Origin of the sequence: Mesorhizobium sp. M1078 (genome assembly GCF_040318615.1) — a bacterium.
GTDB lineage: Bacteria > Pseudomonadota > Alphaproteobacteria > Rhizobiales > Rhizobiaceae > Mesorhizobium.
Genome location: NZ_JAMYMP010000003.1, coordinates 103,666 through 126,492, shown reverse-complemented (window position 1 = coordinate 126,492; position 22,827 = coordinate 103,666). Strand labels below are relative to the sequence as shown.

The window sequence follows — 22,827 nt, the reverse complement described above, 5'->3', positions numbered from 1 at the left end:
TAGCAAGAATATATGCTGATGTCAATTATATGCTGAGCGCACATATCTGGTTGACACCTCTCGGCTGTGGGCACATAAATCGCGCCCCAAGTTACGGAGACACCGATGACTGTCGAGCAGACGCTGCCGGACGCGCGGCCCGTTGAGGCCCAAGTCAGGCCCGATCTGACGACATTGATCGTCTATTTCGGCGCGCTGATCGCCATGTTCATGGCCACCATCGACATGCAGATCGTCGTCACCGCCTTGCCTACCATTGCGGGCGAACTCGGCAATCTGCATCTGTTCGGCTGGGTCGGTGCCGCCTACCTGCTCTCGACCGCCGCGGTCTCGCCATTCTACGGCAAGCTTGGCGACATGTATGGCCGCAAGAATGTCGTGCTGACGGCGATCGGCCTGTTCCTGCTGGGCTCGCTGGTCTGCGGCATGGCATGGTCGATGGAGAGCCTGATCGCCGCGCGCGTGCTGCAAGGCATCGGCGGTGGCGGCCTGATGGTCTCCGCCTTCGCCATGATCGGCGAACTGTTTTCGCCGCGCGACCGCGCGAAATACCAGGGCTACAGTTCGGCGGTGTTCGCGCTGTCGTCGGTGCTCGGCCCGCTGGCCGGCGGCTACATCACCAGCCTGTTCGGCTGGCGTTGGGTGTTCCTGGTCAATTTGCCGATAGGGATCATCGTGCTGGCGGTGCTGGCCTTCGCCATGCGCAGCCGGTTCAACGAAAAGCGGCACCGCATCGACTATCTCGGCGGCGTGCTGCTCGCCACCGGCACGACGGCGATCGTTTATTGGGGCTACCACGTGCTCGACCCCAGCGGACCGGACCTCATCACCTTCGCGCTGCCGCTGCTGGCACTAGTCGCCATCACCTTGTTCGTCATGGTCGAGCGGCGGGCCGAAGAGCCGATCGTACCTCTGCGGCTGTTCGGCAATTCGACGGTCAGCATCGTCTCGGGCGTGTCGCTGGTCGCCGGAACGGTGACGCTGGGCATGTTCTTCTATTTTGCCCTCTACATGCAGACGCTGACGGGCCTGAGCCCGGCCGAGGTAGGCTTCCTGTTCCTGCCGGCGTCGCTCACGTCCATGGTCATTTCGATCGTCGCCGGGCGGGTGATCGCGGCAACCGGACGCTACAAATGGATGCCGGTGGTCGCCATGGCTATTGGCGGGTTTCTGATGCTGGGCTTCGTCCTCACCAACCAGCATACGCCGATCTGGGTATTGGCGACGATGATGGCAGTGTTCGGCATCAGCATGGGCCTGCAGTTCCAGGTGCTGATTGTGGCGATCCAGGCGGCGGCACCCCTGCAGGATATCGGCGCGGTGACGTCGCTGATCACGCAGGCGCGGACGCTCGGAGCATCGCTCGGACTGGCGCTGAACGGCGCGGTGATGATCTGGGCGCTGAACCGGCAGACAGCCGAGCTTCCTGCAGACGCCGCCGCCCTGCTGCCGGGTGGCCTGAACGGGTTGACGCCGCACCTCGCATCGAGCCTGCCGGGCGCGATCCGCGAAGTGGTGCTCGACCATTACTCCAGTGGCTTCAACGTGATGTTCATCTGGGTGGCGGCGCTCTATTTCGTCGCCATGGGGCTGACGCTGCTGCTCGAGGACAAAGAGATCCCGAAGCGGGCCTGAGCCAAAGCTTGTGTCATGCGCTGGGTTTAGGCATTTGGCGATGATCTGAAATCACCGAGGAGGACAGCCATGATCATCGACACTCATCTGCACCTGATCGACCTGTCGGCGCTGCGCTATCCCTGGCTCAGCCGCGAGCCGGCGCTCAACCGCGATTTCCCGCACGCAGAATATGCGATCCAGGCCCGCCGGGCCGGCATCGAGGCCGCGCTGCATATGGAGGTCGACGTCGATGAAGCCGACATCCAGGCCGAGACCAGCCATGTGAAGGCGCAGTCGCTGGAGAAGGGCAGTCTGTTGCGCGGGGCGATCGCCTCCTGCCGCCCGGAGGAGGCCGGTTTCGCCGCCTATCTCGAGCGCCAGCAGGCCGATCCCTTCGTCAAGGGGTTCCGTCGCGTGCTGCACGTCATGCCGGACGAGCTTTCGGACAGCGCGCTGTTTCGCGAAAACATCAAGCGGCTTGCCGGCACAGGCCTGACCTTCGACCTCGTCGTCCTGCCGCATCAGATTCCAAGGGCGGTTGCGCTCGCCGATCTGGCGCCGGATGTGCAGTTCGTGCTCGACCATTGCGGCGTGCCCGACATCAAGGCCAGTGCGGAACATCCGTGGCGCGAGCATATGACCGAGATCGCGCGGCGTCCCAATGTCATCGGCAAGATCTCCGGCATCGTCGCCTATGCCGATGCCGGCTCATGGATTGTCGAGACCTTGCGCCCCTATGTCGAGCACACGATCGGCTGCTTCGGCTGGGACCGCGTCGTGTGGGGCAGCGACTGGCCGGTGTGCACGCTTGGCGGTGGCCTTGCGACCTGGGTGGCGGCGACGCATGCGCTGATTGCGGGAGCCAGCCCTGAGGAGAGGACGAAACTGCTGTCGGGCAATGCCAAGCGGATGTGGAAGCTGTAGCGCGGTCGGACACCGATTGCCTGCAAGCGCGCAGAACGCCATCATAGCGCTACTTCACGCCGATACCTGCCGTCAGGCCGCCATCGATCCTGTAGTCCGCGCCGGTGCAGAAACCGGCCTTCGACGAGCACAGGAAGGCGATGAGTTCCGCCACTTCCTCCGGTTCGCCGATACGGCCGAGCGGATGCGCCGCGCCGAAGCGCTTGTAGGCCTCTTCGACATCGGCATCGCTGCCATTGCCGCCACGCGCGGCCTTCTCCAGGATTGGCGTGCGGATCGAGCCCGGGCTGACCGAATTCACCCGAACGCCTGATGCCGCATAGTCGAGCGCCAGCGAGCGCGTCAGCGTGTGGATGGCCCCTTTGGTCGTGGCATAGGCGGCAACGTTCTGCTGGCAGGCAAAGCCCTGCACCGAGGCGACATTGACGATGGCGCCGCCTCCGCGCTTGATCATTTCCGGGATGCCGAAATGCGCGGTCAGGTAGATCGAGCCGACATTGACCGTCATCGTTCGGTTCCAGGTTTCCCAGTCGGTCGTCGTCGCGGTGCCATAGGGATGGACGGCGGCTGAATTGACGATGACATCAAGGCCGCCGAACCTTGCGACGCCAGCCGCCACCGCGTCGCGCACCTGGTCGGAGATGGACACATCGGTTTCGATGACCAGCACCGCAGCTCCAGCGCTTTCCAGTTGCGCTTTCATCGCCGCATTGGCGCTGCGGTCGATGCCGCAGGCGATGATTGCGGCGCCACCGGCCGCAAGGCGTCTGGCGGTTGCCAGGCCAATGCCGGTCGTCCCCGTCACCAGGGCGACCTTGCCGTCGAAATCCATCATTTCTAAAAACTCTTCCATTTTCTATCGACTCCCATCGAGGTCCAACAATAAGTTGCCAACCTCTCGCAGAAGGAAAGCCGAAAATGGAACAATGCTGGCGCTGGTATGGGCCCGATGATCCGGTGACGCTCGATCATGTCAAGCAGGCGGGCGCCACCGGCGTGGTCTCGGCGCTCCACCATATCTATGACGGCCGGGCGTGGCCTGAGGCCGAAGTGCTGGAGCGCAGGCGCATTATCCAGGAAGCAGGACTGACCTGGTCGGTCGTCGAGAGCATTCCGGTCCACAATTCCTTCAAGATCGGCGCGCAGGAACGCGAGCGCTATGCCGGCTATTACCGCGATTCGATCCGCGCGCTGGCCAAGGCCGGCATCGCCACGATCTGCTACAATTTCATGCCGGTGGTGGACTGGACCCGCACCGATCTAGCCTACCGTCTGCCGACGACAGGCTACGCCCTGCGTTTTGATGCCGTTGATTTCGCCGCCTACGATCTGTTCGTGCTGAAGCGCAAGAACGGTGCTGACAGCTACACGCCGGCGCGTATTGCGCAGGCGGAAGCGCGGCTGAAGGAATTGCCGCCCGAGAAGATCGACCAGATCGAGCGCAATCTGATCGCCGGCCTGCCGGCTACAGAGCGCAAGTATGACCGCGACAGTTTTCGCGAGGCGCTTGCGGACTATGACGGGATCGGGCCGAAGGAGTTGCGCGGCAACCTCGCGTGGTTCCTGCGCGAGATCATTCCGGTGGCGGAAGAGGAGGGGGTGCGCATGTGTATCCACCCCGACGATCCGCCGTTTTCGCTCTACGGCCTGCCGCGCGTCGTTTCGACCGCCGAGGATGCGCGTTTCATTCTCAATGCCGTCGACAGCCAGGCCAATGGGCTGACGTTCTGCACCGGGTCCTACGGCACGCGCGCCGACAACGACATCGTCGCCATGGTCAAGGAATTCGCCGACCGCATCCACTTCGCCCATCTGCGCAACATCACCATCGAGGATGACGGCTCGTTCTACGAGGCCGAGCATCTCGAAGGCGGCACCGACATGGCGCATGTCATCCTGGCGCTGATCCAGGAGGAGGCGCGCCGCCGCAAGGAGGGCCGCGCCGACTGGCAAATCCCGATGCGGCCGGACCATGGCCACCTGCTCGCCGACGATATCGGCAAGACAAGGATCAATCCCGGCTACTCGCTGATCGGCCGCCTGAAGGGCTTGGCCGAATTGCGCGGCATCATGCGGGCCGTGGAAACGTTTGGGCTGGCTTGAAGGGGCAACGAACTGCGTTCAATGCCGACGCCGGCTCAGCGTGCGTCGCTGTAGATAATGCGGCCGGCGCGGACGCAAGACACCTCCGATTGCCAGGTTGACAGAAAGCTGACAATGTATCATATCCGAAAAGCTGAGTATGTATCATATTATCTAGCGCTAGGAGAAAGACCGGCAAAGCCGGCGTCCCGGGGAGGCGATCGTGGGAGAGGCTATCAGCCAGTGGAGCAATTGGTCGGGCTATGTCACGGCCACGCCGCAGGCTTTTGCCGAACCGCAGAGTCTCGATGAGCTGAGTGGTGCCATTCGCAACGCGCCGGGACCAGTTCGATTTGCTGGCACGGGCCATTCCTTTACGCCGCTGGTCAAGAATGACGGCACCATCCTGTCGCTCGACCGCTTCGAGGGCCTGAGGTCGCACGATCCCGAAAAACTGACGGCGCGGGTCGGCGCCGGCACCAAGATCGGCGCGCTGGCAAAGCTGTTGCACGGCGTCGGCCAGGCGCTGCCGAACATGGGCGACATCGACAAGCAGGCGTTCGGCGGGGCGCTCGGCACCGCCACGCACGGCTCGGGCATCAGACTTGGCGCGTACCACACCCAGCTCGAGGCGATGCAGATCGTCGACGGGCGTGGCGCGCTGAAAGAGTTCGACCGTGCCAAGAGCCCCGACATGATCGAAGCCATGGGCGCTTCGCTCGGCGCTTTCGGCGCCGTCACCGAAGTGACGATCCGCAACGTGGCGAGCTACCGGATGCGGCACCGCCGCTGGACGGCGCCGATCGCCGATGTGCTTGCGCAATTCGAAAGCACCATGACGGCGCATCGTTCGGCCGAGTTCTACTACGTGCCGTTTTCGGGCCAGGCGCTGCTGATTGCCAGCGACATCACCGAGGCGCCGGCGACGGTGCGTCCGCCGACGGAAGACGACGATGCGGTGACGACGCTGAGAAAACTGCGCGACTATCTCAGCTGGCTCCCTTGGCTGCGCCGCCGTCTCATCGGCTCGGCCTTCGCCAAGGTGCCGGCCGAGGATTATATCGAGGAGTGGCTGAAGGTCTTCACCTCCGAGCGCAACGTCAAGTTCAACGAGATGGAATACCACCTGCCGTTCGAGGAAGGGGCGGCCGCACTCAGCGAAATCATTGCGCTGCTCGAGACGCGGTTTCCAGAGGTCTATTTTCCGATGGAGGTGCGCGTCGTCGCGCCCGACAATGTCTGGCTCAGCCCCTTCTACAAGCGCCCAACCTGTTCCATCGCCATCCATCACGGCGTCGAGCGCGATCCGATGGCGTTCTTCAACGCCGCCGAGCCGATCTTCAGGAAGCGCGGCGGCCGCCCGCATTGGGGCAAGATGCACAGCCTGACATCAAGGGAATTGAGCGCGCTCTATCCGCGCTGGAACGATGCGATGGCGGTCCGCCGCGAGATGGACCCGGACAACCGCTTCGTGTCGCCCTATATTGCCAGGCTGCTCGGCGTCGCGGCATGAGCCTGACCGACACCTATTTCGCGGAAATGTCGGGCGCGCTCAGGGCAGCCGGGATCTTTCAGCCTTGCCTGGTGCTCGATCTCGACCGGCTCGATCACAACATCGCTGCGATCAAGGCGAAGTTCGCCACGGGCCTCGATCTGCGCCTCGTCGACAAGTCGCTGCCATGCCTGCCGCTGATCGACTATATCCGCGCGGCGTTTGCGACCGACAGGCTGATGACCTTTCATCTGCCGATCAGCGCCGAGATGCTGAAAGTGTTTCCCCAAGTCGATCTCCTGTTGGGCAAGCCGATGCCGGTTGCCGGCGCCAGGCACGCGCTGACGAAGGGCGTTCTCGCCGGGCTCGGCGAAGCTACGTCGCGCATCGTCTGGCTGATCGATACCGAGGAGCGGCTGGCCGCCTATGGCTCGCTTGCCGCCGAGCTCGACCGCGAGCTGCGCGTTTGCTTCGAGGTCGATGTCGGCCTTCATCGCGGCGGTATCAGCGATCCCGACTCACTGGCCCGGGCAGTTTCCGCGTTGGCGAATTACCCGCGGCTGAAATGCGAAGGCGTCATGGCCTACGAGGCGCATATCGGCCATATCCCCAAACTGCTGGGAGGACCGGCCAAGGCGCGCGTCAAGGCGATCAGCCTGTTTCGCCAGTATGTCGCTTGCCTTGCCGCCGACCAGCGCAAGATCCTCAATCTTGGCGGCAGCAGCACCGCATTGCTCTATGACAGCTGGGTCGGCGCCAATGAATTGTCCATCGGATCGGCTTTTATGCTGCCGACCGATTTCGATGTGCCGAGCCTCAGCCAATTGCGGCCTGCCGCATTCATCGCGACGCCGATCCTGAAAGTGGTCGATGTCCAGGCGCCGGGCCTCGACCAGCGCTCCTGGCTGCTGCAGAAGCTCGGGCTGTTGCCGCGGCGCGGCTGTTTTCTCTATGGCGGAAAATGGATGGCGAAGCCCGTCCATCCCGTGGGGATGAAGACCGACAAGACGTTCGGCTTTTCGACCAATCAGCAATTCATGGCGCTGCCCGACAACGTGAATGTCGGGCCTGACGACTACGCCTTCCTGCGTCCGACGCAGAGCGAATTCGTGCTACAGCAGTTCGGTTCGATCCAGGTCTATTCCGGCGGGAAATTCGTCGAGCAATGGGCCGCACTGCCGTTTTCGTAGAGCAATTCCAGGAAAAGTGTGAAGCGGTTTTCCCACAGGAATTGCGTCAAACAAAGAGATCGAAGTGGAGGAGGATAGGATGGTTGCCAAGGCAGTCAAAACCCAGCCCGTGCAGCCTGAATGGGCAGCCGAACTCGACCTCGCGCTCACCGATCTCGACGCCAGGAAGGACGACTGGGCGCAGACCTCGAATGGCGAGCGGATCGCCTTGCTGCGGCAGGTCAAGGATCACATCCGCGAGGTCGCCGAGGCGTGGGTCAAAACCGCGACGCGCAAGAAGGGCATCCCGACCGGCTCGCCGCTGGAAGGTGAGGAATGGCTGGCTGGCCCGGCGGCGCTGATGGATGGCTGCAACCAGTTCATCCACACGCTGAGCCTGATGGAGGGCAAGAAGTTCCTTGACAATCTGCCGGTTCGCACCTTGCCCAACGGACAGGTGGCTGTGACGGTGGTTCCGAATTCGCTCTGGGACAAGGTGCTGTTCACCGGGCTGAAGGCCGAGATCTGGATGCAGCCCGGCGTGACCAAGGCGAACCTCGCCGCAAACACCGCCTCGGCCTATGACGCGCCGCGCACCAGCCGCAAGGGCAAGATCGGCCTCGTGCTCGGCGCCGGCAACGTCGCCTCGATCGCGCCGCTCGACTGCCTGCACAAGCTGCTCGTCGAACATCAGGTCGTCCTGCTCAAGATGAACCCGGTCAATGATTACCTCGTTGATTTCCTGCGGCCGGCGCTGCGGCCGCTGATCGAATTCGGCGCGCTGCGCATCGTGCGCGGCGGCACCGATGTCGGTGCGTATCTGTGCAACCACGATCTCGTTGACGACATCCACATCACCGGTGCCGCCGCCTCGCATGACGCGATCGTCTGGGGTCCCGGCGAGGAGGGCCGCAAGAACAAGGCGGCGGGCACGCCGCGCAACAGCCGGCGTATCACCTCTGAGCTTGGCGGCGTGGCGCCGACCATCGTGGTGCCCGGCCCATGGTCGAATGCCGACATCGCCTACCATGCCGAACTGATCGCCACACAGAAGCTCAACAATTCCGGTTTCAACTGTATCGCCTGCCAAATGCTCGTGTTGCCCGAACGCTGGGACAAATCCGACGCGCTTCTGGCGGCCCTCGAAAAGGTGATGCAGAAAGCCCCGTCGCGCCCGGCCTATTATCCCGGCGCGACCGAGCGCCTCGCCGCCTTCGAGGCGCATGCCGACAGCGTACAGAAATTCGAGCGGCCCGGCGGGCCGGCCTGCGTGGTGGTGCCGTTCCGGCCGGGCACGGATACCTATCTCGAAAATGCCGAGGTGTTCGCGCCGGCGCTCAGCGTCATGCGGCTGCCGGCGGGCAATGCGGAATCCTATCTGCGCGCCGCTGTCGCCTACGCCAATGAAAAGCTGCACGGCACGCTTGCCGCCAACATCCTCATCCATCCCAGGACGATCGCCGAGATCGGCCGGCAGCGCTTCGAGGAAATCATTGCCGAACTGCGCTATGGCGGCATCGGCATCAATTCCTGGAGCGGCGTTCTGTTCGCGCTGCTGCGCCCGACCTGGGGTGCTTTCCCTGGCCACACGCTCGACGACGTGCAGAGCGGCATCGGCGTCGTCCACAACACCTATTTGTTCGACAGACCGGAACGCAGCGTGCTCGAAGCGCCGTTCCGCATCATGCCGAAGCCGGCCTGGTTCCTGACCCACAAAAGGGCACACATGGTCGGCCGCCTGATCACCGAGTTCAACTACCAGCCGAGCCTCCTGAAGCTGCCGCGCATCATCTGGAACGCGCTGCGCGGCTAGCAACGAGCATCCGATCTCGAAAACAAAAGCCGGCACAGGAGCTACGACAATGGCTGACGCGGACGCAATCATCGTTGGCGGCGGGCTGGCCGGCCTGGCCGCAGCCGCGGAACTCGGCGATGCCGGAAAGCGCGTGATCATCGTCGAGCAAGAGGGTGGCGGTTTTCTCGGCGGCCAGGCATTCTGGTCGCTCGGCGGCCTGTTTTTGGTCAACACGCCCGAGCAGCGCCGCCTGCGCATCAAGGACAGCCGCGACCTCGCCTGGCAGGATTGGCTGGGTTCTGCCCAGTTCGACCGGCCTGAGGACCATTGGCCAAGGAAAGTGGCGGAAGCCTATGTCGATTTCGCCGCCGGCGAGATGCGGCCGTGGCTCTACGCCATGGGCATGCGCTGGTGGCCGGTGGTCGGCTGGGCCGAGCGCGGCGGCGCGCTGGCCAATGGCCACGGCAATTCAGTGCCGCGCTTCCACCTGACATGGGGCACTGGGCCGGGCGTGGTCGCGCCGTTCGAAAGGCGCGTGCGCGAGCACGTCGCCAAAGGGCTGATCACTTTGAAATTCCGTCATCAGGTCAGCCGGCTGATCAAGACCAACGGCGCGGTCACCGGCGTCGCGGGCGAAATCCTGGAGGCATCCGATGTCGAGCGCGGCAAGCAGTCGAGCCGCACGGCCGTCGGCGATTTCGACCTTTCGGCCGGTGTCGTGATCGTCACCTCCGGCGGCATCGGCGGCAATCATGAGTTGGTTCGCAAGGTCTGGCCGGTCCGGCGGCTGGGGCCAGCGCCGAAGAGTATGGTTGCCGGCGTGCCGCACCATGTCGACGGCCGCATGGTGGCGATCACCCAGGACGCCGGCGGGGCCGTCATCAACGCCGACCGCATGTGGCACTATGTCGAGGGGATCAAGAACTGGAATCCGATCTGGCCGAACCACGGCATCCGCATCCTGTCGGCGCCGTCGCCGCTATGGTTCGATGCTCTGGGACAACGCATGGAGGCGCCGTTCTTCCCGAGCTTCGATTCGCTCGGCACCTTGAAGCGTATCCTGTCGACGGGACACGATTATTCCTGGTTCGTGCTGAGCAAGACGATCGCTTCGAAGGAGTTCGTGCTGTCGGGTTCGGAGCAAAACCTAGACTTTACGGCCAAGGATTGGCGGGCCGTGCTGAAGAACCGGCGCGGCGGCAAGGCGCCACCATCGGTGGCAGCGTTCCTGGAAAAGGGCGAGGACTTCGTCGTCCGCGACAACCTGGCCGACTTGGTCGCCGGCATGAACGCGCTGTCAGGCGACAATCTGCTCGACTACGACCGGCTCAAGGCGCAGATCGTGGCGCGCGATCGCGAGGTCGACCATGCCTATACCAAGGATGCGCAGGTCACAGCCGTCCGCGGCGCCCGCAACTACATTGGCGACAAGATCTTCCGGGTGACCAAGCCGCACAAGATACTCGATCCCAGGCACGGGCCGCTGATCGCGGTGCGCCTCAACATCCTGACGCGCAAAACGCTTGGCGGCCTGCACACCAATCTCAATTCGCAGGTTCTCGACGGCAATGGCGAACCCATTGCCGGGCTCTATGCGGCAGGCGAGGTGGCCGGCGGCGGTGGCGGCGGCTATCACGGCTACAATGCGCTGGAAGGGACATTTCTCGGCAGCTGCATCTTCTCCGGCAGGAACGCAGGCCGGCACGCCGCGGGCAGGTGACGCGGCTGGCGGGCCAAGAAAAGGTCGATGAGAACAGGACATCCGCCATGTTCCATGGATAGCGACTGCTTTCGATCGCTTGCCGCAACCCAGGCGGTCAGCCAGTTGCGGCTTGCCGGCGCCGACGGTTCCCATGCGCTGGTGCTCGGCGCTGCGGCACATCAGAGGCCTGCGTTACGCTGGCGCCACCGCGAAATTGAGCTCGAGGTCCTGAAGGCCTGGCCGCAAGGTCGGCCGGGCTACCACTCGGCGAAGGAGCCGTCCTTGTGACGCCAGACCGGGTTGCGCCAACGGTGGCCTTCCTTGGCCCTTTCCTTGACGTAGTCCTCGTCGATCTCGACGCCGAGGCCGGGACCATCGGGGATTGCGACATAGCCATCCTCGTAGCGAAAGACGTCCTTGTTGGCGGCATAATCGAGCAAATCGTTTGCGGCGTTGTAGTGGATGCCGAGGCTCTGTTCCTGGATGAAGCAGTTGTAGCTGACGGCATCGAGCTGCAGGCAGGCGGCAAGCGCGATCGGCCCGAGCGGGCAGTGGGGCGCCACCGCAATGTCATAGGCCTCGGCCATCGCCGCGATCTTGCGGCATTCGGTGATGCCCCCGGCATGCGACAGGTCCGGCTGGATGATGTCGACGGCGCCTTGTTCGAACACCGACTTGAAATCCCAGCGGCTGTAAAGCCGCTCGCCGAGCGCGATCGGCGTCGAGCCCAGGGCTGCGATCTCCTTCAGCGCCTCGCGATTTTCGCTGAGCACCGGCTCCTCGATGAACATCAGCCGGTAGGGTTCCAACTCCTTGACCAGCATGCGCGCCATCGGCCGGTGGACGCGGCCGTGGAAATCGACGGCGATGCCAATGTTGGACCCAACGGCCTCGCGCACCATGGCGACTCGTTCGACAGCCGCATCTATTCTGTCATGGCTGTCGACGATCTGCAGTTCCTCGGTGCCATTCATCTTCAGCGCCTGGAAACCGCGCGAAACGACCTCCCTGGCGCCAGCAGCCACTTCCGCCGGCCGGTCGCCGCCGATCCAGGAATAGACCTTGATGCTGTCGCGCAACTTGCCGCCGAGCAGTTCATGCACAGGCACGCCGAGCGCCTTGCCCTTGATGTCCCACAGCGCCTGGTCGATTCCGGCAATGGCGCTCATCAGGATCGGCCCGCCGCGGTAGAAGCCGCCGCGATGCATCACCGTCCAATGGTCCTCAATGAGGCGCGGGTCCTTGCCGATCAGATAATCGCCAAGTTCCTTGACCGCTGCCTCGACCGTCAGCGCACGGCCTTCGACGACAGGCTCGCCCCAGCCGGTGACGCCGGCATCGGTCTCGATCTTCAGGAACAGCCAGCGCGGCGGGACGATGTAGGTGGTGAGCGAGATGATTTTCATGCTGGTCTCAGTTGTTCTTGAGTTTCTTGGCGCTGACCAGGTCGCGCGCCGCAAGGTCGAGGATCCGGCCTGCCGCCGCACGCGCCGCCGCGGCATCGCGCATGCGCAGTGCCTCCACCACCTCGCGGTGCGCCGCCACTGCTTCCATGCGCCGGGCGAGCGAAATGGTCGCCGTTGCTTCAAGCGAGAATTTCAGCCCGGTGTCGATCAGATTGCCGATCTGGCGGAAGATCGGGTTGTGGCTCGCGGCATAGACGATCTGGTGGAAGGTGATGTCCGAGCGCGAGAAGGCGGCGAGATCCTCGCCGGCATTGGCCATGCCGCGCCAGGCGGCTTCGAGATCGGCGATCTCCTGCAGCGTCGCACGAGTCGCCGCCAGTTCAGCTACCAGAGGTTCGATGGCGCGGCGCGTTTCGAGGATGGCGTCGAACAATTTGTCGTCCAGCGCATGCGGCGCGTGCCAGGCCAGCACCTGCGGGTCGATGATGTTCCAGTTGTCCTGTTCACATACAACCGTGCCGATGCGCGGTCGCGACAGCACCAGCCCCTTGGCGGCCAGCACCTTCAGCGCCTCGCGGATGACGGTGCGGCTGACGCCATATTCGACGCCGAGTTCGTTTTCGGTCGGCAGGGACGAGCCGGCGGGATAGCGTCCGGAAAAGATGTCTGAGGCAAGCGCCTTGGTCACATCGGGCATGACGCGCGGGCGGCGGGTGTCGCCTGATGCCTTCTTCGAAGTTTCGGTCACCTCAGCCCTCCTCCAAGGCGGCGAAACCACTGATCTCACGTCCCCGGCCTTACCGGATGCGCATGATTTGCGCCAACGATCCCTGGTCAGAGCATGTAGCTCAATTATCATACCAGATCAATTGACGAGTATGATAAAAAGAATTAGAGACTCTGCATCCGGGCTGAGCGCCCGGCCATCGCTGGGAGGTAATCATGCGACTTCTGAAGACCGCGCTCGTCGCGGGCGCCCTTGCCGTGCTGTCCGTCACGACCATCGCTGCATATGCTCAGGACACCAAGATAGGTTTTATCGTCAAACAGCCCGAGGAGCCGTGGTTCCAGGACGAATGGAAGTTCGCCGACCAGGCCGCCAAGGAGAAGGGTTTTACCCTGGTCAAGATCGGCGCCGAGGACGGTGAGAAGCTGATGTCGGCGATCGACAATCTCGGCGCGCAGGGCGCGCAAGGCTTCATCGTCTGCACGCCTGATGTGAAGCTCGGCCCCGGCATCGTCGCCAAGGCCGCCGCCAACAATCTCAAGCTGATGACGGTTGATGACCGTCTGGTCGGCGCAGACGGGAAGGCGCTGGAAGACGTGCCGCATATGGGCATTTCGGCGACCAAGATCGGCGAGGCCGTCGGCCAGGCGATCGTCGACGAAATGAAGGCGCGCGGCTGGAAGGCCGACGAGGTCGGCGCCATCCGCGTCTCCTATGATCAGTTGCCGACCGCCGTCGACCGGGTCGAAGGCGCCATTTCGGTGCTGAAGGCCAACGGCTTCAAGGCCGAAAACATCTTTGACGCGCCGCAGGCCAAGACCGATACCGAGGCTGCGCTCAATGCGGCGACGGTGGTACTCAACGCCCATGCCGACATCAAGAAGTGGGTCTCCTTCGGCCTCAACGACGAAGCCGTTCTCGGCGCCGTGCGCGCTTCCGAAAGCGTCGGCATCCCGGCCGAAAACGTGATCGGCGTCGGCATTGGCGGCGCGGATTCGGCGATCAACGAGTTCAAGAAGCCGACCGCCACCGGCTTCGTCGGCACGGTGATCATCTCGCCGAAGCGTCACGGCTACGAGACTGCGCTCAACATGTATGACTGGGTCGCCAACAACAAGGAACCCGAGAAGCTCATCCTGACCGCCGGTGCGCTGGCCAAGCGCGACGACTACCAGACGGTCCGCAAGGGTCTCGGCATCGAATAATCCTCCCTGTACAAACAGGCGGCGGCTCACAGTCGCCGCCTGTTTGGCATGGCAAAAGGATAGGCGCCCCATGTCCTTTCTCGACTTCTCGGAAATCACCAAGACCTATCCGGGCGTCAAGGCGCTGTCGGACGTCTCGTTCGGCGTCGACAAGGGCGCCGTGCACGGCCTGATGGGCGAGAACGGCGCCGGCAAATCCACGCTGATCAAGATCCTGTCCGGCGACCAGCATGCCGATGACGGCGAGATCCTCATCGACGGCAAGATGCAAGCCTATGCAACGACGCGAGATGCCTTCGACAATGGCGTCATCGTCATCCACCAGGAACTGCAGCTGGTTCCTGAGCTCACTGTTGCCGAAAACCTCAGCCTCGGCCGCTTCCCCGCCAACGCCGGCATCATCGCCCGTGCCAGGATGCTGGACGATGTTGGCGCCAAGCTGAAATCAGCCGGCATCGACATCGATATCAGCCGCAAGGTCAAGACGCTGTCGATCGGCGAGCGCCAGATGGTCGAGATCGCCAAGGCGATCATGCTCGACGCGCGCGTCATCGCTCTGGACGAGCCGACCTCGTCATTGTCGTCGCGCGAAAGCGAAATCCTGTTTGCCCTGATCGACCGCCTGCGCGGCGAGGGCAAGGTCATCATCTATGTCTCGCACCGGCTGGACGAAGTGTTCCGCCTCTGCGGCAGCCTGACCGTGCTGCGCGACGGCAAGCTCGCGGCGCACCATGCGTCGCTGAGCAACGTCACACGCGACCAGGTCGTCGCCGAAATGGTCGGCCGCGAAATCTCCGATATCTGGGGGTTTCGCCCACGCCCGGCCGGCGATGTCCGGCTGAAGGTCGACGCTGTTTGCGGAGTAAAACTGACGACGCCCGCCAGCTTCGAGGCGAGGGCGGGCGAGATCGTCGGCTTCTTCGGCCTGATCGGCGCGGGGCGCTCGGAACTGATGCGGCTGGTGTTCGGCGCCGACCCGCGCTCAGGTGGCACCATTACCGTTGATGGCAAGGTCGTGCATGCCACCGATCCGCATGACGCGATCCGCGCCGGGATCGTTTTGTGCTCGGAAGACCGCAAGCATGACGGCATCATCCAGGGCCGCTCGATCGAGGAGAACATCAACATCTCGTCGCGGCGTCATCACACACGCTTCGGAATCTTGAACCGCGCTAGCGAGATCGCCACCGCCGAGACCTTCATCAAGAAGCTCAAGGTGCGCACGCCGTCGCGCAAGCAGGACATCATCAACCTCTCCGGTGGCAACCAGCAGAAGGTCATTCTCGGCCGCTGGCTGTCGGAGCAGGGCGTGCGCGTGCTTATCGTCGACGAGCCGACACGCGGTATCGATGTCGGCGCCAAAGCGGAAATCTACGAACTGCTCTACCAGCTTGCCGAAGACGGCATGGCGATCGTCGTCGTCTCGTCCGAACTGCCGGAAGTGATGGGCATTTGCGACCGCATCCTGGTGATGTGCGGCGGGCGCATCAGCGCTGAACTCGCGCGCGACCAGTTCGCCGAAAAAGCGATCCTGGCCGCCGCTCTTCCCGATCAGAAAACCCCCGACGCGATCGCATCCTGAGGATCTTTGCCATGACCGATCAGTTGAAGAAGATCCTGCTCGGCGAACAGGGCCTCGTCGTGATCTTCATCGTCGCCTTCGCGCTGGTGTCGCTGCTGGTGCCGAATTTTCTGACCGACCGCAACATGCTCGGCCTGCTGCAATCGGTGGTCACCGTCGGCATCGTCGCCTGCACGATGATGTTCTGCCTCGCCGCGCGCGACTTCGACCTCTCGGTCGGTTCGATCGTTGCTTTCGCCGGCATGGTCGCGGTGATGGCGTCGAACTATACCGGATCGATCATCCTCGGGCTTCTTGCGGCAATCGCCTGCGGCGCCTTCGTCGGCTTCATCAACGGCGTCGTCATCGCCAAGTTCCGCATCAACGCACTGATCACGACGCTTGCCACCATGCAGATCGTGCGCGGCCTTGCGCTGATCGCATCGGACGGCCGCGCCGTAGGCATCAACAGCCCGGATTTCTACCAACTGGCGCTGTCGAAGCTGTTCGGCATTCCGACGCCGGTCTGGGTCCTGGCCGTGCTGTTTTGCATCTTCGGTTTTGTCCTCAATCGTACCGTCTTCGGCAAGAACACGCTGGCCATCGGCGGCAACCCGGAGGCTTCGCGCCTGGCCGGCGTCAATGTCGACTGGACGCGCATCTGGATCTTTGCGCTGCAAGGCGTGGTTTGCGGCATCGCCGGCATCCTTTTGGCCTCGCGCATCACGTCGGGCCAGCCCAATGCGGCGGTGGGGCTTGAACTCTCGGTCATCTCGGCCTGCGTGCTCGGCGGCGTCTCGCTTGCCGGCGGCCGCGCCACCATGTCGGGCGTCATCGTCGGCGTGCTGATCATGGGCATCGCCGAAAACGCCATGAACCTGCTCAACATCGCAGCCTTCTACCAATACATTGTGCGCGGCGTGATCCTGCTGCTTGCCGTTTTGCTCGACAATCTGCGTTCGTCGGCACTGGGCCGGCGCTGACCATCTTGCAGTGGAGTGACAGCCATGGCTGAGCGCCTGTCCGGCAAACGCATCTTCCTCACCGGCGCCGCGCAAGGCATCGGGCTTGCCATCGCCGAGGCCTGCCTGGCCGAAGGGGCAAAGCTGTTCCTGGTTGATCGCGACGGCGCGCTGCTGGACAAAACGGTCGCCGGCCTAGCAGCGCCGCAGGGCCATGTCGGGCATGTCTCAGCCGACATCAGCGGCGGGGCCGCGATTGCCGCTGCGGTCAGTCAAGCGACCGACGCGATCGGGCCGATCAACGCGCTGATCAACAATGCCGGGATGAATGTGTTCTCGACGCCGCTCGAGGCGACCGAGGAGGAGTGGAACCGCAATTTCGACGTCAACGTCAAGGGCGCCTGGAACTGCGCCAAGGCGGTGCTGCCGGCAATGATCGCAAATGGCGGTGGCGCGATCCTCAACATCGCCTCGACGCACAGCTTCACCATCATCCCTCATACCTTCCCCTATCCCGTGGCCAAGCACGCGCTGCTTGGGCTGACCAAATCGCTGGCGCTGGAATATGCCGGGCAGGGCGTGCGCGTGAACGCGCTGGCGCCCGGTTATGTCGAGACGCAGAAGGCGACCGACTATTGGAACAGTTTTGCCGATCCGGTTGCGGCGCGCGCCAGGACGCTGGCGCTGCATCCCGGCGGCCGCATCGCCTCGGCGCGCGAGATCGCGCTGGCCGCTGTGTTCATGATTTCTGAGGAGTGCCCGTTCATGAACGCGGCGACCCTCGTCGTCGATGGCGGGCTCAGCCAGCTACAGCATCCCGCCTGAACGCTGGAGAGGCTCTATTTCTACGGCGTCGACCGCCGGCTTAATGGCGCAAGCCGTCGCGATCAGAAACGCTCGCGATAGGCGCGCGGGTTGGTGCCCAGCACGCGCAGAAAGCCGCGCCGCATGGTTTCTTCCGAGCCGAAACCGCAGCGTCGTGCCGTCTGGTTGACGGGCTGGCCACGCTCCAGCATCCGCCGCGCCGCCTCAATCCGGATCTCCTCGATCGCGCGGGCGGGAGTTCGGCCTGTGGCCTCGTGATAGCGCCGCGAGAAGCTGCGCGGGCTCATATTGGCGTGGTCGGCCAACCGCGCCAGCGACAGGTCGCCGGCGAGATTTTCGAGGATCCAGCCATGCAGCCGGTCGAAGCGCCCGTCGCCTTGCTGCAGCTTGAGGGTCTGGCTGAATTGCGCCTGGCCACCGGGACGTTTCAGGAAAACCACCAACTCGCGCGCCACGCCGAGCGCCGTGTGCCGGCCAAGGTCGGCCTCGACGAGCGAGAGGGCGAGATCGATCCCCGACGTTACGCCGGCGGATGTCCAGACATTGCCGTCGCGGATGAAGATCGGATCGGGTTCGAGCCGGACCGCGGGAAAGCGCCGGGCGAACTCCGCGCAGCGTCCCCAATGGGTCACCGCGCGGCGGCCGTCGAGCAGGCCAGCCGTCGCCAGCAGCATGGCGCCGCTGCAGACGGAAGCGGTTCGGGTGGCATCGCGCGAGCGACCGGCGATCCACTGGACCAGCACGGGATCGTCGCAGGCCGCGTTGACGCCCCATCCGCCGGGGACAAGCAGCGTGTCGATCTTACCTCCGTGGGTTGGCAGCGCCGTGGCCTCCAGCACCAGACCGGCCGAGGTCCTTATCCGGGGCGAGGCGGCGACGACCACGACCTCGTAGGGGGCCGGCGCGCCCGCCTGCCTCTTGAAGTCGTTGGCGCTGGCAAAGACCTGGAGCGGTCCGCTGACGTCGAGGAGCTGGATGTCGGGATAGGCAAGCACTTCGATACGGCGCATCGGGTTTGGCCTGAAACGAGGGGTGAATGGCAATCGTGCCAAACCATGATGCCGTAGATTGCCTGAAGTCAACCCAAGGAGATTTCCATGCCCCTGCGTTTCGGCATCCTCGTATTCCCTGACGTCCAGCAGCTCGATCTCACCGGCCCATACGAAGTCTTGGCATCGGCCAAGGATGCCGAGGTGGAACTGATCTGGAAGGATCGCAACCCGGTGACGTCATCGACGCGCCTCTCGCTGACGCCAACCGCGACCTTCGACGATTGCCGGCCTCTCGACGTGCTGTGCATTCCGGGCGGGGGCGGGGTCAACGCGTTGCTGGAAGACCAGACAGTCCTCGATTTCGTGTGGGAGCGCGCGGGGCAGGTGCGCTACATCACCTCCGTTTGCAGCGGTGCCCTGGTGCTTGGGGCGGCCGGGCTGCTTAGGGGCAAACGGGCGACAACGCACTGGTATGCGCATGATTTCCTGGAAGAGTTCGGAGCGATCCCCGTCGATGAGCGGATTGTCGAGGACGGCAGGCTCATCACCGCCGGCGGCGTCACTTCCGGGATCGACTTCGGCCTGGCGCTGGTTGCGAGGCTGCTTGGACAGGAGGAGGCCGAGATCGTGCAGCTCTCGCTCGAATACGCCCCGGCTCCTCCCTTTCGGTCCGGCACGCCCGCCGAGGCGTCGCCTGCGGTGCTGGCGCAGGCAAAAAAGCGCCTCTCTGGTTCGAGGCGGGTTCGCGAGGCAATCTTCGCTCGCTGGCGCGAGGCTCGCGCCGCCGCTGCGCCGGCGCGCATCCCCGGCTGAAGCAGCAAGGCCGAAGGTGCATCCCCTGGCCCTTCGGCCTCGCTGCGTTTCCACTGTTGACAGGTCCCTTCGTCTGTGCAGAAATTGGTTGGACCATTGAACCACTTCGTTAATAGCGCCGGTGACCGAATTCAGCCTTCCGCCGATCCAGACGACGGCCCGCGACGACGCGGTGCTGAAGGCGTTGGCCGGCTTCGTCATGCGCGAGAAGCTGGAACCCGGTGAGAGGCTGCCGACCGAACGCATCCTCGCCGAGCGGCTCAAGGTAAGCCGCAACACGGTGCGCGAGGCGCTGACGCGCTGGGAAGGGCTTGGCCTGGTCGAGCGCCGGCAGGGCTCGGGCACGTATCTCAAGGCCGCCGTCTCGCTCGACATGCTGCACATGCCGCTGACGCTTGCCGGCGGCAATGATTTCACCGGCCTGATGCGCACGCTGGAAATCCGCCGCGCGCTGGAAGCGGAAGCCGCCGCCCTTTGCGCCATTCGTGCCGACAAGGACGACCTCGCCGAGATCGAGCGCAAGCTCGACATCATGGAGGAAGAGTTTCTCAGCCGCGCCGGCATGTCGTCGGAAGAGGACTGGGAATTCCATCAGGCGATCTACCGCGCCTGCGGCAATCCGCTGTTCGAGCAGATTATCGCCGCCATGCACGAACTGTTCCACCGCTTCTGGGAACATCCGCTCGGCGTGCGCGATTTCGGCCACGCAAGCTTTCCCTACCACCGCACCATGTTCGACTGCATCGCCGCGCACGATCCGGAAGGCGCCCGGGCCGAAGCGCTGAAGCTGATCGCCACGGTCGAGGACGATTTGAAGCGCGGCGCCGCCAACCTCAAACTTTCGGTCCGCACATGAACGAGCACAGCTTCGACCCAGGCATTTCCGGCAGCGACTATCTCGCCGAGGCGACGACGCTTCTGGCGCATGACGACCCGTTCCCCGGCAATGCGGTGGTGCCGCCGATCTACCAGACCTCGCTGTTCACCTTCGCCAGCTATGCCGACATGGCCGATACCTTTGCCGGGCGCAGGAAGCAGCCGATCTATTCGCGCGGCGACAACCCGACAGTGATGGAATTCGAGTCACGCGTCGCAGCGCTTGAAGGTGCTGAAGCCGCACGTGGTTTTTCGAGCGGCATGGCTGCAATCAGCGCGACGTTGCTGGCTTTCGTCGGCGCAGGCGAACGCATCCTTGCGGTACGCAACTGCTATGGCGACGCCTACCGACTGTTCGAGCGGTTGTTCCCGCGCCTGCATATCAAGGTCGACTATGTCGACGGCTCCGATCCGGATGCGGTGGCCGCGGCACTTCCCGGTGCGAAACTGCTCTATCTGGAAAGCCCGACCTCGATGATGTTCGAGCTGCAGGATCTCGAGCATCTGACGCGGCTGGCGAAAGAGCAGGGCATCGTCACCACCATCGACAATTCCTGGGCCACGCCGGTGTTCCAGAAGCCGATCCTGCACGGCGTCGATCTGGTGCTGCATTCCGCCTCGAAATATCTCGGCGGTCACAGCGACACCGTCGCCGGCGTGGTGGCTGGCTCGGCCGCTCACATCAAGCATATCAACGACCAGACCTATTCGCAGCTCGGCGCAAAGCTGTCGCCCTTCGAGGGCTGGCTGCTGTTGCGCGGCCTGCGCACGCTGCCGCTGAGACTGCCGCATCACATGAAGAGCGGGCTCATCATCGCCGAGCGCTTGAAGGCGCATGACAAGGTCGAGCGGGTCAATCATCCCGCCTATTCCAACCATCCCGGCAAGAAGACGCTTGCCGGCTATGCCGGGCTGTTCTCCTTCGAGGTGACGGAGGATGTCGACATTCCCGCTTTCGTCGATGCGCTGAAATTTTTCCGCATCGGCGTCAGCTGGGGCGGTCATGAAAGCCTGGTCGTGCCGGCAAAGGCCTCGCTCGAGCAGACACCGGGTCTCAATTCGATGGCGCGCTTCGGCGTCAGCCCCCGAACCATCCGCTTCAATGTCGGATTGGAAAGCGTCGAAGACCTCTGGGCCGACATCGGCCAGGCCTTCGACAAAGCAAAAAAATGACTGGGTTCAAAATGGGAGTTCTGAACATGAAACGACTGAGCATCATGCTTGCCACCGCTGCCGGCCTGGCGATGTCCGCCAGCGGCGCGCTGGCCGATACCACCCTCAAGCTGGTCGAGGTCATCACCAGCCCGCAGCGCACCGAATTCCTGAAGAAGCAGATCGCCGAGTTCGAGGCCGCCAATGCCGGCGTCAAGGTCGAGGTGGTCTCGCTGCCCTGGGGGCAGGCCTTCGAGAAATTCCTCACCATGGTGCAGGCCGGCGATACGCCCGACATCGTCGAGATGCCGGAGCGCTGGATGGGCCTGTACGCCACCAACGGCCAGCTCGAGGATCTCGGCCCTTACATGGCCAAATGGGACGACGCCAAGACGCTGGGCGACCGCGCCAAGCAATTCGGCTCGACCGTCAACAACACCCAGTTCATGATCCCGTACGGCTACTATGTGAATGCGCTGTTCTGGAACAAGAAGCTGTTCAAGGAGGCCGGTCTCGACGGCCCGCCGGCGACGCTCGACGACTTCATCGCCGACTCCAAGAAGATCTCCGCCATTCCGGGCAAGTACGGCTACTGCCTGCGCGGTGGCCCGGGCGCCTTCAACGGCATGCACATGTTCATGAACATCGCCGCTGGCAAGGGCGGCTACTTCAACGAGGACGGCACCTCGACCATCAACGAGGAGGGCTCGGTCAAGGGCCTGCAGATGCTGGCCGACATGTACAAGGACGGGCTGGCGCCCAAGGATGCGGTGAGCTGGGGCTTTAACGAGACTGTCACCGGCTTCTATTCCGGCACCTGCGCCATGCTCAACCAGGATCCGGATGCGCTGATCGGCATTGCCGACAAGATGAGTGCCGACGATTTTGCCGTGGCGCCGCTGCCTGTGGGGCCAAGCGGCAAATCCTATCCGACGCTGGGCTATGCCGGCTGGGCGATGTTCGCCAATTCGCAGCACAAGGACGATGCCTGGAAGCTGATGGCGACGCTGTTGTCGCCCAAGGACAATCTCGAATGGGCCAAGGAAGTCGGCGTCGTGCCGATCCACAATGGCGCCGACCAGGATGCCCACTTCAAGACCGAGCAGTTCAAAGGCTGGTTCACCGAACTCAGCGACACTTCCAAATATGAAATGGTGACGCCGCCGACACATCTGGAGAACCTCGGCAATTTCGTCGACCAGGTGGCGATCAAGAATTTCCAGGAAGTGCTGCTCGGCCAGAAGTCGGCCAAGGACGTTGCCGATCAATGGGCCGCGTTCCTGACCAAGGAACAGCAGGACTGGCTGGCCAAGAACAAGAAGTAGTTCTTCCACCTTCTCCCCGTTTACGGGGAGAAGGTGGCCCGAATGCATGTCGCCAAAAAGTGCGTAGCGGTTTTGGGACAACGACATGCACAGACAGGCCCGGATGAGAGGCAGCGCGAGCACCCCAAGGCTGGCGCCGCCCCTCATCTGCCTGCCCGTCCTCCGCAGCAGCTGTGCTGCAGCTACGGAGGGTGGACCGGCA

At 63.7% G+C, this 22,827-nt stretch carries 19 protein-coding genes; 15 read left to right on the top strand and 4 right to left on the bottom strand.

Annotated elements, in window-relative coordinates; all coding sequences use genetic code 11:
* The first annotated feature begins 105 nt into the window (after positions 1–105).
* The gene (locus tag NKH38_RS06970) at positions 106–1,635 is read left to right on the top strand and encodes an MDR family MFS transporter (RefSeq protein WP_031238080.1); all 1,530 of its coding nucleotides are present in this window, start codon (positions 106–108) and stop codon (positions 1,633–1,635) included.
* Positions 1,636–1,704: 69 nt separating this feature from the next.
* Entirely contained in the window at positions 1,705–2,541 is an 837-nt protein-coding gene (locus tag NKH38_RS06965) for an amidohydrolase family protein (RefSeq protein ID WP_352761836.1), read from the top strand.
* Between the two features lie 49 nt (positions 2,542–2,590).
* On the opposite strand, the gene NKH38_RS06960 is transcribed toward NKH38_RS06965, so the two are convergent.
* The gene (locus tag NKH38_RS06960) at positions 2,591–3,376 is read right to left on the bottom strand and encodes an SDR family NAD(P)-dependent oxidoreductase (RefSeq protein WP_023729471.1); all 786 of its coding nucleotides are present in this window, start codon (positions 3,374–3,376) and stop codon (positions 2,591–2,593) included.
* An 83-nt stretch (positions 3,377–3,459) separates the two neighbouring features.
* On the opposite strand from NKH38_RS06960, the gene uxuA reads away from it, so the two are divergent.
* The 5 genes from uxuA to NKH38_RS06935 all read left to right on the top strand — a co-directional run bounded on the left by uxuA (position 3,460) and on the right by NKH38_RS06935 (position 10,799).
* On the top strand, positions 3,460–4,644 hold the full coding sequence (uxuA, locus tag NKH38_RS06955) for a mannonate dehydratase (protein ID WP_352761837.1): 1,185 nt from the start codon (positions 3,460–3,462) through the stop codon (positions 4,642–4,644).
* A gap of 202 nt (positions 4,645–4,846) precedes the next feature.
* Positions 4,847–6,136, top strand: coding sequence for a D-arabinono-1,4-lactone oxidase (locus NKH38_RS06950; RefSeq protein WP_352761838.1), 1,290 nt, complete (start codon positions 4,847–4,849; stop codon positions 6,134–6,136).
* A complete protein-coding gene (locus NKH38_RS06945; RefSeq protein ID WP_031193055.1) occupies positions 6,133–7,305 on the top strand; it encodes an alanine racemase in 1,173 nt (390 codons plus the stop codon). Before NKH38_RS06950 ends, NKH38_RS06945 begins: the two co-directional genes overlap by 4 nt.
* A 79-nt stretch (positions 7,306–7,384) precedes the next feature.
* Positions 7,385–9,097 carry an aldehyde dehydrogenase family protein gene (locus tag NKH38_RS06940; protein ID WP_352761839.1) on the top strand — a complete coding sequence of 571 codons (1,713 nt, stop codon included), beginning with the start codon at positions 7,385–7,387 and terminating at the stop codon, positions 9,095–9,097.
* A gap of 49 nt (positions 9,098–9,146) precedes the next feature.
* On the top strand, positions 9,147–10,799 hold the full coding sequence (locus tag NKH38_RS06935; RefSeq protein WP_352761840.1) for an FAD-binding dehydrogenase: 1,653 nt from the start codon (positions 9,147–9,149) through the stop codon (positions 10,797–10,799).
* 239 nt (positions 10,800–11,038) lie between these two features.
* Here NKH38_RS06935 and dgoD read toward each other — a convergent pair whose 3' ends face one another.
* Complete coding sequence (dgoD, locus tag NKH38_RS06930; protein WP_023668116.1) at positions 11,039–12,187, bottom strand: galactonate dehydratase; 1,149 nt, start codon at positions 12,185–12,187, stop codon at positions 11,039–11,041.
* Between the two features lie 7 nt (positions 12,188–12,194).
* Positions 12,195–12,884, bottom strand: a complete 690-nt coding sequence (locus tag NKH38_RS06925) for a FadR/GntR family transcriptional regulator (RefSeq protein WP_245259915.1) — start codon at positions 12,882–12,884, stop codon at positions 12,195–12,197.
* Between the two features lie 245 nt (positions 12,885–13,129).
* Between NKH38_RS06925 and NKH38_RS06920 the strand changes: the two genes are divergently transcribed.
* From NKH38_RS06920 to NKH38_RS06905, 4 genes are all read left to right on the top strand, one after another.
* Entirely contained in the window at positions 13,130–14,119 is a 990-nt protein-coding gene (locus NKH38_RS06920) for an arabinose ABC transporter substrate-binding protein (protein WP_023668118.1), read from the top strand.
* A 70-nt stretch (positions 14,120–14,189) separates the two neighbouring features.
* On the top strand, positions 14,190–15,701 hold the full coding sequence (gene araG, locus NKH38_RS06915; protein WP_352761841.1) for an L-arabinose ABC transporter ATP-binding protein AraG: 1,512 nt from the start codon (positions 14,190–14,192) through the stop codon (positions 15,699–15,701).
* An 11-nt stretch (positions 15,702–15,712) separates the two neighbouring features.
* On the top strand, positions 15,713–16,663 hold the full coding sequence (gene araH / locus NKH38_RS06910) for an L-arabinose ABC transporter permease AraH (RefSeq protein WP_023729461.1): 951 nt from the start codon (positions 15,713–15,715) through the stop codon (positions 16,661–16,663).
* 24 nt (positions 16,664–16,687) lie between these two features.
* Entirely contained in the window at positions 16,688–17,467 is a 780-nt protein-coding gene (locus NKH38_RS06905; RefSeq protein WP_023729460.1) for an SDR family oxidoreductase, read from the top strand.
* A gap of 62 nt (positions 17,468–17,529) precedes the next feature.
* On the opposite strand, the gene NKH38_RS06900 is transcribed toward NKH38_RS06905, so the two are convergent.
* A complete protein-coding gene (locus tag NKH38_RS06900; RefSeq protein ID WP_023729459.1) occupies positions 17,530–18,477 on the bottom strand; it encodes a GlxA family transcriptional regulator in 948 nt (315 codons plus the stop codon).
* Positions 18,478–18,564: 87 nt separating this feature from the next.
* On the opposite strand from NKH38_RS06900, the gene NKH38_RS06895 reads away from it, so the two are divergent.
* From NKH38_RS06895 to NKH38_RS06880, 4 genes are all read left to right on the top strand, one after another.
* Positions 18,565–19,272: a DJ-1/PfpI family protein gene (locus NKH38_RS06895; protein WP_023729458.1), complete on the top strand. Its 708-nt coding sequence runs from the start codon at positions 18,565–18,567 to the stop codon at positions 19,270–19,272.
* Between the two features lie 121 nt (positions 19,273–19,393).
* The gene (locus NKH38_RS06890; RefSeq protein WP_023668124.1) at positions 19,394–20,128 is read left to right on the top strand and encodes a FadR/GntR family transcriptional regulator; all 735 of its coding nucleotides are present in this window, start codon (positions 19,394–19,396) and stop codon (positions 20,126–20,128) included.
* Positions 20,125–21,321: a PLP-dependent transferase gene (locus NKH38_RS06885; protein WP_352761842.1), complete on the top strand. Its 1,197-nt coding sequence runs from the start codon at positions 20,125–20,127 to the stop codon at positions 21,319–21,321. The genes NKH38_RS06890 and NKH38_RS06885 overlap by 4 nt, the downstream gene beginning before the upstream one ends.
* A 26-nt stretch (positions 21,322–21,347) precedes the next feature.
* Entirely contained in the window at positions 21,348–22,625 is a 1,278-nt protein-coding gene (locus NKH38_RS06880) for an ABC transporter substrate-binding protein (protein ID WP_023685297.1), read from the top strand.
* The last annotated feature ends 202 nt before the right edge of the window (positions 22,626–22,827 follow it).

Coding starts and splice junctions, on each gene's coding strand:
- NKH38_RS06970 (WP_031238080.1), top strand. CDS start 106: ATGACTGTCGAGCAGACGCTGCCGGACGCGCGGCCCGTTGAGGCCCAA.
- NKH38_RS06965 (WP_352761836.1), top strand. CDS start 1,705: ATGATCATCGACACTCATCTGCACCTGATCGACCTGTCGGCGCTGCGC.
- NKH38_RS06960 (WP_023729471.1), bottom strand. CDS start 3,376: ATGATGGATTTCGACGGCAAGGTCGCCCTGGTGACGGGGACGACCGGC.
- uxuA (WP_352761837.1), top strand. CDS start 3,460: ATGGAACAATGCTGGCGCTGGTATGGGCCCGATGATCCGGTGACGCTC.
- NKH38_RS06945 (WP_031193055.1), top strand. CDS start 6,133: ATGAGCCTGACCGACACCTATTTCGCGGAAATGTCGGGCGCGCTCAGG.
- NKH38_RS06940 (WP_352761839.1), top strand. CDS start 7,385: ATGGTTGCCAAGGCAGTCAAAACCCAGCCCGTGCAGCCTGAATGGGCA.
- NKH38_RS06935 (WP_352761840.1), top strand. CDS start 9,147: ATGGCTGACGCGGACGCAATCATCGTTGGCGGCGGGCTGGCCGGCCTG.
- dgoD (WP_023668116.1), bottom strand. CDS start 12,187: ATGAAAATCATCTCGCTCACCACCTACATCGTCCCGCCGCGCTGGCTG.
- NKH38_RS06925 (WP_245259915.1), bottom strand. CDS start 12,884: ATGCCCGATGTGACCAAGGCGCTTGCCTCAGACATCTTTTCCGGACGC.
- NKH38_RS06920 (WP_023668118.1), top strand. CDS start 13,130: ATGCGACTTCTGAAGACCGCGCTCGTCGCGGGCGCCCTTGCCGTGCTG.
- araG (WP_352761841.1), top strand. CDS start 14,190: ATGTCCTTTCTCGACTTCTCGGAAATCACCAAGACCTATCCGGGCGTC.
- araH (WP_023729461.1), top strand. CDS start 15,713: ATGACCGATCAGTTGAAGAAGATCCTGCTCGGCGAACAGGGCCTCGTC.
- NKH38_RS06905 (WP_023729460.1), top strand. CDS start 16,688: ATGGCTGAGCGCCTGTCCGGCAAACGCATCTTCCTCACCGGCGCCGCG.
- NKH38_RS06900 (WP_023729459.1), bottom strand. CDS start 18,477: ATGCGCCGTATCGAAGTGCTTGCCTATCCCGACATCCAGCTCCTCGAC.
- NKH38_RS06895 (WP_023729458.1), top strand. CDS start 18,565: ATGCCCCTGCGTTTCGGCATCCTCGTATTCCCTGACGTCCAGCAGCTC.
- NKH38_RS06885 (WP_352761842.1), top strand. CDS start 20,125: ATGAACGAGCACAGCTTCGACCCAGGCATTTCCGGCAGCGACTATCTC.
- NKH38_RS06880 (WP_023685297.1), top strand. CDS start 21,348: ATGAAACGACTGAGCATCATGCTTGCCACCGCTGCCGGCCTGGCGATG.